Origin of the sequence: Chryseobacterium tongliaonense (genome assembly GCF_041224435.1) — a bacterium.
Taxonomy (GTDB): domain Bacteria; phylum Bacteroidota; class Bacteroidia; order Flavobacteriales; family Weeksellaceae; genus Chryseobacterium; species Chryseobacterium tongliaoense.
The window spans coordinates 99,003-113,396 of sequence record NZ_JBGFFD010000009.1; the positions used below are offsets into that span (position 1 = coordinate 99,003).

Genomic DNA, 14,394 nt, shown 5'->3' on the forward strand with positions numbered 1-14,394 from the left:
AACATGAAACTCAAAATATATTCCCTATTTACTTTTTTTGTATTTTTTTCCTTTATAAGGTCGCAGAATATTCAAGAAATTCCGTTGCCTTACAGTACTTCCGGATATGCAGAAAAATCTTCGGAATCGGGTGCTTCGGCACAAAAAACCTTTCCTGATGTATTAACGCCCACCGTAAACGCGGAAATGAATGTGAGTGAATCGGGAGCACTGACTTATACCTTACCCATAGAAATTCTAAAGGGGTTAAATAATTTCCAGCCTAATATTGCCCTGGCTTATAACAGCCAGAATGGTAACGGGCAAGCCGGCTGGGGATGGAATATTATGGGATTGTCTACAATCAACAGAGGTGGAAAAAGCAAAGAGATCGATGGGATAACCATTGGACCACAGTTTAATAATAATGATCCTTTTTATTTAGACGGGCAAAGACTTATAAAAGTTAATGAAACAACATTTGTTACCGAAAAGTTTTCAAAGGTTAAAATCACAAAGCCTGTTTCCGGGGAATTTCAGTTTGTTATTCAGTATACAGACGGGAGAATAGCCAAATATAAAGAGCTGCTTACAGGACAATATTATATTTCTACCTTTATTGATGCCTTCGATAATGAAATTCATTATTCTTACCAGGTAGAAAACAACGTACCTGTCGTAACGAAAATTTCTTATGGCGGGACAAGTGTTGCCAATGACAAGTTCTATATCAATTTTTTATATAAAGCCAGAAAAAAGAATATCCAGATATTCAGAAACGGGAATACCTTTATCAATACAAAAGTTTTAGATGAGATCAATTCCGGATCTACTTATAATGCTTTATACAGAAAATATAATCTGACCTATGATTTTGTTGAAGATAACAGCGTAGAGCGTCTCCGTACTATTGTGGTCAGCAACGAAAGCGCAGAAACTTTAAAACCTTTAAATTTTAACTATAACACATCGAATCAGGGGGTTGTAAAGATTACTACCAGTACACAATCTGGCCTGGGGATTGCAAATCCTATTTCATCACCGATCATTACCGGGTTGGGAAGTGTAGCAATTGGTGATTTTCTTAACAATAATGTAGAAAAAATTCAACCTGTTTTCCAGACAAGGATGTCAAACGGGTACGGACTAAAGATAGGTGCCGGTATGGTACCTACTTCGATAAGCCTTTTGAATAACAGTTCCGGGAACCTGTTTTTTTCCGGAAAAGTATTAGACAGTAATAATAAAATTACAGAGAAAGATCAATTACTTAACGTTTACGAAAATATTATAGGAACCGGGGATTTTGATAACCCCAACAGCCCCGGGAATCAGCAGCTGAAAGACGAGATTATTTTTGATATAAAAAATCTGGTAACCGGAATTGAACGAAAAGTAAAAGTTCCGGTAAAAGGAGGATTGGTAGAAGTTCAGAATTACATCCCGCCGGATCCTTATGATTATTACCGTGACGGAACTTATGAAACTACTTATACCAGAGATTATACCAGAAGAGAATATATTCAGGGAGATTTTAATAATGACGGGCTTATAGATTTTCTTATTGTAGAGCCACAGAATGTAAACCGTCCACAGCGTATTTATTGGGCAGAAGTAGGGAAAACCATTTCAGCAGTACCTGTTGAGCTCAATCCTGTTCTGTTAAATGAATCTTCTGTCTCGCTTTATGGGAAAGATGTTTACCCTATAGAATTTGATGGTGATGGTTTGCCGGAACTGTTAGCAGTAGATAAATACAATGCAAGATTTTCAGTATATAAAATTGACTTCACTACCAATTCCTTAAGTACAGTAATTACGAACCAGGGATTATCTAATTTCGGGAGTGAGACACCTCTGTTTTTAGGTGATTTTAATGGGGATGGGCTTACTGACTTCATCACCCCTCAGAAGGTGTACAGTATTCCTGAAGATGATAATTCAGGACTGAAAATGGGTGAGACCTATTACAACATGCAGAATGAAACACTTCTCTGGTGGAAATATACCGGGAACGGAGTTACATTTACCAAAAACCAGGAAGATTATACATCGCAGAAAATTGCTTATCTAAAGCCTTCCCAAAGTAATTATATTAAAAAATCCACTTTCTGGCAGAAATTCTGGAATGGTAAACCTGATGAATATGCTTACACGAGATATTCTACCCATAATATTATCATTACGGATTTTAATAATGACGGTCGTTCCGATATTATTACATTAAACAAGATTGGATCAGCAAAATACAATGCTAACGGTTCTTTAGGTGGAGTACCTATTAACAACCTCAGCAATATATTGTTCAGACTTACGGCACCCATAACGATTGTTCCGTTTAATTCTGATGTTACGAATCGTGTAAATTTTTATGAAAATAAGAATCTGCAGGGCGGAACTTTCCAGCAGCTCACAAGCTATTCAATTGTTGATAATAAAATATCTCCGTTATCGCTGATTGTTTCTGCAACCAATTTTGATTATCTGAATGTTTCCAAAGCCGGAGTTTATATCTATGATCCACTCGTAGGATTATCAACGAATATTACCATTGATAACAGTAATTTCCTTGAAAAACAGATTCAGGAAGTAAACAACGGTTCAGATGTGCTTCAAAAAGTAGATTACAGGAATATGATTGTAAGTCCTACGACAGACGAAGCAACCTACCTTTATAAAACCCAGGATTATCTGAGATATCCGCTTTATGTGCACAAATCAAATCCTGTGCTTTATCTTGCAAATAAGATCCATACCATATTTGATGGTAAGATTATTACTAAAGAATACCGCTTTGAAAACGGAATCCAGCATCTGGAAGGAAAAGGTTTTTTAGGATTTCAGAAAACGTATTCCAGTGATCCTTACGAATCTGAGCTGAAAAACGGGAAGTATGTCAATAAGAATCCGGTAAAAGCTGTCTTTTGGAGTATACAGACCAAAGACCCTACATTGGATAATGTGGTAATTGCTTCTACATATGGTGGGATAAAGAAGTATTTTACAGAATCTTCAATAGCGAATAAAAAATTTGATAAAGGAAACCATCAATATCTTATTCTTTCAACCAATGAACTTACCAGGGATTATCTTAAACAGATTTATATTGATAAAGAATATGTGTACGATGAAGCTGATGATTTAAAACTTAAAACATCTTATACAAATTATAACGGAATAGGTTCTTCACTTTCAAAGTATACCTACAAACCTGAATTTTCAAACGGTGACCATTATTTTTATGGGAAAATAGCATCATTAGAAGATACTACTTATAAAGACGGATTGTCTTTCACCTCAAAAAGCGAATCAGATTATTTCCCTAATGGAAATGTTTCTGAAACGAGAAAATATGGGAATGAAGCCAATGGTACTCCTTTGGTTACCACTTATACCTATGACACTATTGGAAATACGAAAACAGAGACTTTATCTACTGCAGGAATTGCACCACATACCAATACCTATGAATATGATGCTACCAATCGCTATGTAAATAAAACAACAACACCCGACGGATTATTTTCTACAGCCGATATTAATGCGCTTGGACGTACACTGTCAGAAGTTTCACCTTTAGGGTTAACTACAAGCTATACATATGATTCCTGGGGTAATATTACAGAAGTTACTGATTTTCTCGGAAAGAAAACAACAATTTCTAAATCAGTTGCTAACGCGTCTACAGGTGGAGTCTATAATGTACATAAAAAGAGAGAAGGCGGAGCAGAAACAATTGTTACTTTTGATAAGTTTGACAGAGAAATTCAGACTAAAACTCAGGGACTTAATAATAAATGGATTGTATTAAAAACAGAATATGATCTTTTTGGAAGAAAAATAAAACTTTCCGAAGAGCAGTTCGAAGGGGAGCCTGTAAAATGGAATACCATAGAATATGATGAATTAAACCGCCCCGTTAAAAATATCACCTTTACGGGTAAGGTAATCACTACATGTTATGAAGGAATGAAGGTAACGGTCGATGACGGTTATAAAAAAACTTCCAAAACCCTTGATGCAATGGGACATGTTATAAGACAACAGGATCATGGCGGTATTATTTCCTTTTCTTATTATCCTAATGGATCTCCTAAAGAAACTAATTATGAAGGGATAAAAACAACTTTTGAAATCGACGGTTGGGGAAATAAAACTAAAATAACAGATCCTTCTGCAGGAACATTTAGTTATGAGTATGATAACCTAAGCCGTATTACTAAAGAAATAACACCTAAAGGATATACTCTTTTCACTTACGACAGTTTGGGACGGCCACTTACCGAGAAAACATACGGAAATACCACTGCGGAGAATACCAATATTGAAAAGACATATACCTATAATACACAGAGTAGGCTTCCTGAAACGATCACAGGAACAAACAACGGAGTAAGCTTTATTTATAGTACTACATATGATCAGTATTATCGTGTAAGCGGAAAAAGCGAACAAACTCCTGAATTTGTATATAGTGCCACTACAACTTATGACAGTTTTGGTAGAGTTGATGTTTCCGGCATTTATACTGTCCTTACAGGTACAGGATATCTTTCCGGTGATTCTGTTAAGAATGTGTATGATAGCAATGGTATTCTTATTCAGCAGAATGACAACACTACGGGAGCAATGGTTTGGCATCTTACAGATACCAATTCAAAAGGAAAGATTACTCAGATGGAATATGGTAATGGATATACGATTACCAATCAATATAATCCGACGGATTTTTCCCTATATAATACGAAGCATCAGAATACGACAAATGGAACGGTAGCTCTGGATGTAGATTATAACTATGATGTTAATAAAGGAGTATTAAATTGGAGAAGAAACAATACATTTGGCAAGAAAGAAGATTTTACATATGACAAGCTGAATCGTTTGCTTTCAGAAGCTGTAAACGGTGTTTTAACAAATGAATATACGTATGATAAACGAGGCCGGATCACTTCGAATACCGAGCTTGGGAAATACAATTATAATGAAACCGATTATAAGCTTCAAAATATTAATTTCAATACAAACGGACAAAATATAAATACAAACAGAGGCTTTGCTACTGTTACTTATAATGCTTTTAAAAGTCCTAATAATATCATTTTAGCGGGTAGAGATAATCTGAAGTTTGATTATAATATCTTGAAAACAAGATATTCAATGACTTCAAAAACAAATAAAAAAACCAAATTTTATTCTTCGGATTTTGCGATAGAAATGACGAAAGATAATCTTACGGGAGAAATACAATTAATAACATATATTACCGGAGATCCTTACTCTGCCAATTACATTAAGAAGGAAGTTATAAACAATGCAGGTGTTGAAAAAAGCAATTATTACCTTCACAGAGATAACCTTGGAAGTATTCTGGCTATCACCAAAACAGACGGCTCGGTTGTGGAGAAGAGATTCTTTGACGCCTGGGGTAATTTGAAAGGATTGGTAAATTCTAACGGTCAGACTATTACAAATGTTGAACAGTTGAGGTTTATACCTTTGTTCCTGGATAGAGGATACACTGGTCACGAACATTTGCAGACTGTCGGGCTGATCAATATGAATGCTAGGATTTATGATCCTGTTCTTAGAAAGTTCCTCAGTCCGGATAATCTCATAGCTGATCCATTTAATACACAAAGTTATGACAGATTCGGATATGTATATAATAATCCGCTATTATTTGTAGACATCGACGGTAATGAGCCGATCACCTTGGGTGTTGCAGTAGTTATAGGTGTTGCAATAGCCATTTTCAGTAAAGCAATTATCAATATGATCAGTGGAATACCATTCTGGTACGGGATGGGTAAAGCTGCTGTAGTAGGCGCTGTATCTGCAGCTATAAGTTTTGGAATCGGAGCAGCAGCAACCTCGGTATTCAGTGAGGGGCTGAGTGTAGGTAAGGCATTATTTGAAGCCGGAATGCATGCAATATCCGGAGGTATGATGTCTGTGGTAGACGGTGGAAAATTTGGAGCCGGAGCATTAAGTGGAATGGTATCTTCCTTAGTGGCAAGCGGAGTTCAGGGCTTAGGAAATATAGGGAATTTTGGAAGTAAAAATCCAGATTTGTTAAAAGCTATTATGGTGACATCCGGAGGATTAAGCGGTGGTATTAGTGCAACAATCGCAGGGGGTAATTTCTGGCAAGGATTTAGACAAGGAATTATCACAAGTGGGTTAAATCACGTTGCGCATATGACCCTTGAAGAATTTGGAAATGATACTGCTAAAACATTAGAAGACTATAAAGATGAGATTGGTAAGAAGATTGATGGAAGAATAGCAGAGATTGATAGTAAAATAGAAGAAAATAAGGTAGATATAAAGGCAGCAACAAGACAAGGGAAAATTGACAGATTGACAAGATCAAATAATGATTTGGCCAGTCAGAAAAGTCAGCTCGTTGAAGCTAAATCTATGCTGGCCTTTTTATTAAGTAAAGAACATGCTTTTTCTATTACTGTTAGTACAAGAGTTCCTTCCTCAGGAGATAGTAAATTTGATTTAGAGGGTACCGTTATATGGGGAGATAATGATAAAAGTTTAATTGTGAGTTTTAATCGAAGTGTAAATGTATTAATCCATGAGATGGTTCATGCATATCATATTGTCAAAGGAACGTATAAACATACGACATTTGTAAAAGGAGATAGAGTGTCACTGTATGGATATGGCTCGGAGATACAGGCTTATAAAGTGAGCTATAGTTTGACCGGTTCTATAGAGGGAGCTTCAAATATATCCGGAATAAACAAAGAATTTGTAATTGCAAGGGGCTATTAAAACTTATAGTATGAATACCAATATAAAAATTTCATTTCTGACATTTCTGTTAAGTTTTCAAGTATTTTTTGCTCAGGATGTTGAGTATGGAAAGTATGTTAGCAAATCAGGGAGTTTTTTAGTGATTAAAAAAAATAAAAAATTCTATTTTCAGAAAGAAAAAACAGTAAAGCTGGATATAACAAGTAAAGAAATAATAGCAAAAAGTTTTGGAAATTTTGAGAGAAAAAATAATATGTTATTGTTTACTACTACTTCTTATGATTCCATAGCAGAAAAATCCTTTAAATTGGAAGAGCTTGATAAAAGTTCCAATGACTCAATTAATATTCGTTTTAAGAAATATGACGAACTGATTAAAGTTTATATCTGTGGAACAGGTTTAGAAAATTCAAAAAGAGTTGATGACACAAGTTCTTGTATGATTATAGGTAATAATACTAAATTACCTAAATTTTATTCAGAAAAATTTTACTTTAAAATATATCCGAATCTGGATGACTGGCGTATGAGAAGTGATTATAATATCAACACAATTAGTTTTACCACTAAAAACTATAAAAACATGATACATAATAACCTGCTTATCGATACAGATTTTGATACTACAGATTTTGCACTGGAAAAATTTGAAAGTGATATAGCTATTATTGAAAATAAAAAAATTATTTTTAAAGGAGAAGAATTCCTTCTCGAATCTAAAAAGTAAAAAATCAATTTGATTTTTCAAACAGCAAACCCCGGCTCTTCGAGCCGGGGTTTGCATTAAAATACATATCCTAAGGCTCCGGATGATTTGTCGGCGTATGGATAATATCATAATACACGGAAGTATCATTCGCATCAGGATAAATTCTGTACGTAAACTCCTGCTTCGTTAGGACTGTAATTTTTACCACTCTCGTAAAAAGTACATTTCCGTTATTATCTTTCGCGACAATTGTTCTGGTGGAACCATCTGCGGAAACCGACCAGTCGCCATGCATTTTCGGCGAATCATCAAGGTTGTACATCGTGAATGTACCGTTGGCTTTAAAATAAGCAAATCCCACGAAGTTTGCCACATTAGGATCTGTCAGAGGAACAGATTGTCCGTTCTGGTTTTTAGAATCAGTCGTTTCCCAGGGCGTAGATGCCAATACCTGTGACGGAGTAAGTCCGGGTTCTGTAACGACAATTTCATCATCATCATTCGAACATGATACGGTACTCATTGTCAATACAAATACTGCAAACAGGGAGCATAATTTTTTTAGTATATTCATTTTTATATTTCTTAAACACTGCAAACATATCCGTTATAAAATCTAAAAAATTGTATAAAATATCTCTTCTGTTGTAAAAAATATCACAGATCTCAGAAACTGCCATTAAATCCTTATCATTGATGAGCATTTTTATTCTTCACATAAAATATTTGATTAAATTTGAAAAAACAATTCAGAATGTTTATGAATAAAGTATCTCTTTTCGGATGGATTTGCGCAATCGATTGCATTTTTGGAATGGCTTCAATAAAAGCTCAAAATTCCATTCAGCTCAGCAATACATTGGATTTCCCAAGAAGTGAAATTGTTTCAATCTCTTCAACCCGGTTGAAATCATTTTTAAGCAAAAACAAAGAAACAGATCTCAGAATAAAAGACAGTCATAATAAATATCTTCCCATCCAGTGGATAGATAACGACAGTGATGGCAAAAATGATGAATTACTCTTCCCGGCAGTGATAGAAGCAAAAAAAACCAATACCTATACCATCGTAGGAAATGCAGAAATTCCTGTTCCTGAAACTAAAATAACCACTTACTCAAGACTGGTTCCGGAAAGAGTGGATGATTATACATGGGAAAATGATAAAATTGCATTCAGGGTTTACGGGCCGAAAGGTCAGAAAGAAGCCCTTGCGGGAATTCAGGGAAGCACACTCTCAAGCGGAGTTGATATCTGGCTGAAAAGAACAGATCAACCGGTTATCAATAAATGGTACAAAGGATACCTGACAGATCCGATGTATTACCACAAAGATACAAGAGGTGAAGGCTATGACCCGTACCAAGTCGGAGACAGCAGGGGAACCGGCGGGATCGGTATCTGGAATAATGACAAGCTTCAGGTTTCTCAGAATTTCGTGACGGCTAAAACTATTGCGGAAGGCCCTTTGCGTACCGTTTTTGAACTGACTTATAACAAGTGGAGTGAATATGGAGTTCGTGAAATAAAACGGGTTTCTTTGGATATTGGTTCTAATTTTTCCAGATTTGAATCCAGGTTTGAAACAGAAAAACCAGTTCCGAATTATACGATCGGTATTACCCTGCATAAAAATGAAGGTGAGGTGAAAATAAATGATAAAAACGGTTGGTATCTTCACTGGGAAAAAATTGATGACGCTTTCGTAGGAGAAGGAATTGTTGTAAACCCTGCTGCTGTTGAAAAATCGTGGGCAAGAAAATCTGATGTGGCAGATCAGAGCAATTTATTGATTGTTACAAAACCTTCAAATAATCTGATTTATTACGCCGGATTTGCATGGCAGAAAAGCGGACAGGTTCAGACTCGGAAAGACTGGGAAGCACTATTGCAAAAACAATCCATGATTATCGCCCATCCTTTAATGATTAAGATCAAATAACATGAAACTTAAAATTCCAATACTGGCATTTTCATTTATTACAGTCATTTTTTCAGCTCAGATAAAAGATACCCTGGCGGAAAAAATACTAATCTATCAGCTCCCGAATGGGGCTTGGGGAAAACAGCTCGATGATAAATCGGTCGTGAATTATAGCCTTCCCATAGATAAAAATCTTTTAAGGAAAATAAAAGAAACGGGTGACGACCATGCAACGATTGATAACAATGCAACCTCAAAAGAAATCAATGCCCTGATAAAAGCCTATCAATCCACAAAAAATCCTGAATACCTGAAATCAACGGAAAAAGGAATTAAATACCTTCTCCTGATGCAATATGAAAACGGCGGCTTTCCTCAGTATTACCCGAATTCCGGATTGTACAGGAAACAGGTAACCTATAATGATAATGCAATGATCAATGCACTCACGGTTTTATATAATGTAGCGGAAAGTAAAAATGATTTTAACGTTGTCGATTCTAAACTTAGGGAAAAAGCCATTCAGGCCGTACAAAAAGGAATTCAATGTATTTTGAAAACCCAGGTAAAACAAAAAGGAAGTCCGTCAATCTGGGCAGACCAGTACAATGAAATCACTCTGCAACCCGATAAAGCCAGAGCTTTTGAACCCATTTCCCTGGCAACAGGAGAATCTGTGAATATCGTTCGTTTTCTGATGATGCAGCCTGTCACTCCCGAAATTGAAAGATCTGTAAAAGCTGCTGTAAAATGGTTCAAAGAAAACAAAATCGAAGGATACAGCTATAATATTTCAAAACAAAACGGGAAAATATCAAGAGTTTTGGCGGAAGATAAAAATTCGGTGATCTGGGCAAGGTTTTATGACATTCAGACCAATAAACCCCTTTTCGGAGACCGTGACGGAAGCGTAAAATATAATTATAACGAAGTTTCCGAAGAAAGAAGAAACGGTTACAGCTGGTTTGGAGATGCTCCGGAAAAGCTCATCAGCAAAGAATATCCGAAATGGCTTGAAAAGAACAATCTATCTGATTAATTTAAAGTGAAATAAGTATATATTTATAAAGAATAAACAAACGACTGGAAAATTCCCAGTCGTTTGTTTTTTACATCCAAAGTATTTTAAATTCCCGATTATAAAGAATTGCAGATGTTTCCGCTTAATGTAGCGCCCGCATTGGCTGTTACATCCGCTTTAACGGCAGAAACGGATAAAGCAGGGATGGTATAAGGTGGCGTGAATGCCGTTCCGCTTCCGGAAGTATTCCCTGTTACATTGGTGAAAGTACTTCCTGTCTGAGTCACAGCTGTGAATCCGCTCATTAAGTTGATCGGTTCTTTTACATTTTCAAAGACATTTCTGTCAACCAGAATATTGGCCTGTACGCCGGCAGCAATACATTTGTTGCTCACCGGACTGTTAAAATAGCTGTTAATAATATGAATCTTACCATATCTTACCCTTGGCATACGCTCTCTGCATCCGGGCGCCCACCAGCAACGAACGAAAGTCACGTTAAGTTTTCCCGCATCTGCCGTTGCACCGTCACTTGATCCGATAAGATTAGAGAACCTGTGATCATCCGTACCTCCGGAACCGCCAGGTTTTGGAGCTTTCAGATAATGGAATTTCGTATAAGATACGGTAACGAAATCTGATTTGTTTTTAATATCAAAATTCCCGTCTACACCATCCCTGAATTCACAATGGTCGATCCATACATTTCGGCAGTCATCCAGAATGGCATTATCCCATCCGTCGGTATCATAAGCTCCCGGTCCTTCAAAAATCAGGTTTCTGATCACAATATTATTACATCTTTTAATATTGATGATACCGGATCCGCTCGCAGTCTGGTCAGTAGAAACCAGCTTGGCACCGCTTGCCCCGTAAATTGTTTTCCCGGTCTGATCCTGAAAAGACAAACGGGTCGTTATCGTAATCGTTCCCGTTACTTTAATCACCTTTACAGCAGTGTTTTCTATAGCTGCCTTTAATTGAGCATACGTGGAAACCGTAGTTTCGGCTGCAGTTCCGCCTCCGGTAGTTCCGCCGTTTTGAGAAGCCCAACCGGGAGCAAAGCAGCTGGCCAGAGGAATAACAGCGTTGGCTGAAAGAGATTTTTCATGCCTGAGTACATTTGAATTTTCAGTTAATTCACTTTTAATGTCATCCTGCCCACAGCCTGTTAAAGCAAAAGCTGAGCTTAGAGCTGCCGTAAATAAGGCAACTTTGATTTTTGTTTTCATAGTTAATACTTGTTTTCTTTTATTAATGTTAAATAAAATTATGTAATAATTAATAAATTGTTTTATATTTTAATGTATTTATATTTATATAATTATAATGTTATGTAATTAATATGAACAACCGATTGCATTTTAAATAATATTTAAAATAATTGTGAAGTAGATTGCTAAAATAAAAAAATCCCCAGATTACACGGATCTTACAAGGAATTTGTATGATTCATGGAATCTGGGGATAGATAGATCTGTTGTTAATCTGAACTACTGAACCTCGAAAATATACCTTCCGCCTTTTTCAGTTTTAAAATCAAAGGTTTGTGTTTCAGGAACGGGAAAACCTTTTAGCGTGGCTTTTTCAGAAATTAAAGGTGTTCTGATCGTATTTACCTGATAATATTCATTAGGGTTCTCACCTTTTGCCAGCTGCAACAACTTGGTGGCTGAGGCTCCCGAAGTTACCAAAAGTATATCCTTACCAACCTTGATCCTTGCATTTCCTCCCAAAGCCGATTGTATGGCCATCTTTGTCAGCTTGGAATTTTTCCATTCAATATCCACTTCAAAGCCACCTCTTGCTTTTAATCCTTTAACCGATCCATTGGGTAAAGCATCCGGAAGAGCCGGCAAAATATACAGATAACCGTCATAGCTTTGCAATAGCATCTCTGCAATTCCTGAAGTACACCCGAAATTTCCATCGATCTGGAATGGGGGATGGGCATCCAGAAGATTCGGATAAGTTCCTCCTGACTGGCCTGTAGTTTCCATAGCAGGACTCAGCTGATCTGAAATCAGTTTAAAAGCTCTGTTTCCGTCAAGCAACCTTGCCCACCAGTTTACTTTCCAGCCCATCGACCAGCCGGTAGATTTATCACCGCGGTATATCATTGAATTTTTTGCAGCTTCAGTTAAATCAGGATTTCTGAAAGGGGAGATTTGCCCGGAAGGAAATAATCCGTACAAATGAGAAATGTGCCTGTGCTTATCATCGGTTCGATCCATATCTTTCAGCCATTCCTGTAACTGTGCATGTTGTCCGATCTGCATAGGCGGAAGTTTGCTTAAAGATAATTTTACTTCATCAGAAAGATTTTGATCTTTATTTAAAACTTTTGAAGCATTAATGAAATTATTAAAAACATCAAAAACCAGCTGATTATCCATCGTTGTTCCTGCAGTAATTCCTACACTTTTCATATAGGTGTTTTCAGGAGACATAGAAGGTGAAACAACCAGATATTGTTTCGAAGGGTCTTGCTGAAGAACATCAAGATAAAACAATGCACAACCTTTCAAAGCTGAGTAATTTTTTTTCAGAAACTCTTTATCTCCGGTATATACATAATGATTCCAGATGTGTTGAGTGAGCCAGGCGCCACCCATCGGCCACATTCCATAGAAACCGCCGTCGACAACTCCTGTAATTCGCCATAAATCTGTATTGTGATGCATATTCCAGCCTCTTGCATGGTACATTTCCTTTGCCGATTCCTGTCCTGTTACTGACAAATCCTGGATCATGTCAAACAAAGGCTCATGCATTTCGCTCAGGTTGGTATTTTCTGCAGGCCAGTAATTCATTTCTGTATTAATGTTGACCGTATATTTGCTGTCCCAAGCCGGATTCAACTGATAATTCCAGATACCCTGAAGATTGGCAGGCTGGGTTCCGGGCTGGGAAGAAGAAATTAAAAGATAACGGCCAAACTGGAAATACAAAGCCACCAAATCAGGATCGCTTGAAGTTCCGAATTCTTTAACTCTGACGTCAGTTGTTTTATTTGCCTGTTCGGTTGTTCCTAAATCTAGACTTACACGGTTGAAATATTTCTGATATTTCTCAACATGAGCTTTTAATTCAGTATCGTATTTTTTATTTAAAGCAGATTTTAAATATTCTGAAACTCTCATATCCGGGTTTCCGGAAAGGTCATTATATTTCTTAAAATTGGTTGCAATCGAAACATAAATGACGACTTCATCCGCTCCTGAAATGTTGAGTTGATTGCCGGTTGAGGTTAGCTTTCCGCCTTTTAAAACAGGCACTGCAACCGTTTTGAAATTGATCTTTCCGGTTTTGTTGTCGACCGAGCCGCTTGTTCCGTTAATTACCAATTGATTTTTCTCAGTGAAAACAGATTTTCTCAAATGTTGAGTAGAAGCACTGATGGAGAAATTTAAACTCCCTTTTTTATTGGAAGATAATTTAATCATGATCACATGATCTGCAAATGAGGAGAAAATTTCACGTTTAAAATTTACGCCATTAACTTCATAAGAAACTGTGCTTATGGCTTTTTCAATATCTAAATCCCGGTGATAGTTTTTAAAATTTTCATGCCCTTTAAAATCTAAAAATAAATCGCCCATCGTCTGATAAGGCATTCCGTAATTCAGATTTTTCGGGGCCTGTCTCGGATAAGTTCTGTTGGAAACATTTTGTGCTTCTTCAAACTGACTTTCATTCAACAGTTTTCTGATTTTTTGAATACTGTCAAACGTGTTTTTTGGGACATTATTTCCCGGTTCGCCGGCCCAGATCGTTTCTTCATTAAGCTGAAGATGCTCCTGTGAAACCCCGCCAAAGACCATGGCTCCCAATCTGCCGTTTCCGATGGGTAAAGCTTCATTCCAGTTTTCTGCAGGTTTGTTGTAAGTTAATTTTAAATTTTGCTGAGCGTACGTTGAAACAGAAATCATTGTTCCACAAGCCAGTACAAATATTTTATGTTGAATGATTTTAAACATAATTCAATTT

At 36.7% G+C, this 14,394-nt stretch carries 7 protein-coding genes; 4 read left to right on the plus strand and 3 right to left on the minus strand.

Going from position 1 to position 14,394, the window contains the following annotated elements; genetic code table 11:
- The first annotated feature begins 3 nt into the window (after positions 1 to 3).
- Together AB8P06_RS17365 and AB8P06_RS17370 are read left to right on the plus strand one after the other, a co-directional pair.
- The gene (locus tag AB8P06_RS17365) at positions 4 to 6,768 is read left to right on the plus strand and encodes an RHS repeat-associated core domain-containing protein (protein ID WP_369843505.1); all 6,765 of its coding nucleotides are present in this window, start codon (positions 4 to 6) and stop codon (positions 6,766 to 6,768) included.
- Positions 6,769 to 6,778: 10 nt separating this feature from the next.
- Positions 6,779 to 7,477, plus strand: coding sequence for a hypothetical protein (locus AB8P06_RS17370; RefSeq protein ID WP_369843506.1), 699 nt, complete (start codon positions 6,779 to 6,781; stop codon positions 7,475 to 7,477).
- Positions 7,478 to 7,547: 70 nt separating this feature from the next.
- Here the strand turns inward: AB8P06_RS17370 and AB8P06_RS17375 are convergent, their stop codons facing one another.
- Positions 7,548 to 8,033, minus strand: a complete 486-nt coding sequence (locus tag AB8P06_RS17375; RefSeq protein ID WP_369843507.1) for a DUF4822 domain-containing protein — start codon at positions 8,031 to 8,033, stop codon at positions 7,548 to 7,550.
- A gap of 186 nt (positions 8,034 to 8,219) precedes the next feature.
- Between AB8P06_RS17375 and AB8P06_RS17380 the strand changes: the two genes are divergently transcribed.
- Positions 8,220 to 9,401 (plus strand): BT3233 family polysaccharide utilization protein, encoded by a 1,182-nt coding sequence (locus AB8P06_RS17380; protein ID WP_369843508.1) that lies wholly within the window; start codon positions 8,220 to 8,222, stop codon positions 9,399 to 9,401.
- Between the two features lies 1 nt (position 9,402).
- Positions 9,403 to 10,422 carry a pectate lyase gene (gene pelA, locus AB8P06_RS17385; RefSeq protein ID WP_369843509.1) on the plus strand — a complete coding sequence of 340 codons (1,020 nt, stop codon included), beginning with the start codon at positions 9,403 to 9,405 and terminating at the stop codon, positions 10,420 to 10,422.
- Positions 10,423 to 10,520: 98 nt separating this feature from the next.
- Here the strand turns inward: pelA and AB8P06_RS17390 are convergent, their stop codons facing one another.
- Together AB8P06_RS17390 and AB8P06_RS17395 are read right to left on the minus strand one after the other, a co-directional pair.
- A complete protein-coding gene (locus AB8P06_RS17390) occupies positions 10,521 to 11,636 on the minus strand; it encodes a pectate lyase family protein (RefSeq protein WP_369843510.1) in 1,116 nt (371 codons plus the stop codon).
- A gap of 261 nt (positions 11,637 to 11,897) precedes the next feature.
- On the minus strand, positions 11,898 to 14,384 hold the full coding sequence (locus AB8P06_RS17395) for a glycoside hydrolase family 95 protein (protein ID WP_369843511.1): 2,487 nt from the start codon (positions 14,382 to 14,384) through the stop codon (positions 11,898 to 11,900).
- Positions 14,385 to 14,394: the final 10 nt, after the last annotated feature.

What these genes read in the sequence shown, in the direction of transcription:
- AB8P06_RS17390 (WP_369843510.1), bottom strand. Translation starts at nt 11,636, where the DNA reads ATGAAAACAAAAATCAAAGTTGCCTTATTTACGGCAGCTCTAAGCTCA.
- pelA (WP_369843509.1), top strand. Translation starts at nt 9,403, where the DNA reads ATGAAACTTAAAATTCCAATACTGGCATTTTCATTTATTACAGTCATT.
- AB8P06_RS17395 (WP_369843511.1), bottom strand. Translation starts at nt 14,384, where the DNA reads ATGTTTAAAATCATTCAACATAAAATATTTGTACTGGCTTGTGGAACA.
- AB8P06_RS17370 (WP_369843506.1), top strand. Translation starts at nt 6,779, where the DNA reads ATGAATACCAATATAAAAATTTCATTTCTGACATTTCTGTTAAGTTTT.
- AB8P06_RS17375 (WP_369843507.1), bottom strand. Translation starts at nt 8,033, where the DNA reads ATGAATATACTAAAAAAATTATGCTCCCTGTTTGCAGTATTTGTATTG.
- AB8P06_RS17380 (WP_369843508.1), top strand. Translation starts at nt 8,220, where the DNA reads ATGAATAAAGTATCTCTTTTCGGATGGATTTGCGCAATCGATTGCATT.
- AB8P06_RS17365 (WP_369843505.1), top strand. Translation starts at nt 4, where the DNA reads ATGAAACTCAAAATATATTCCCTATTTACTTTTTTTGTATTTTTTTCC.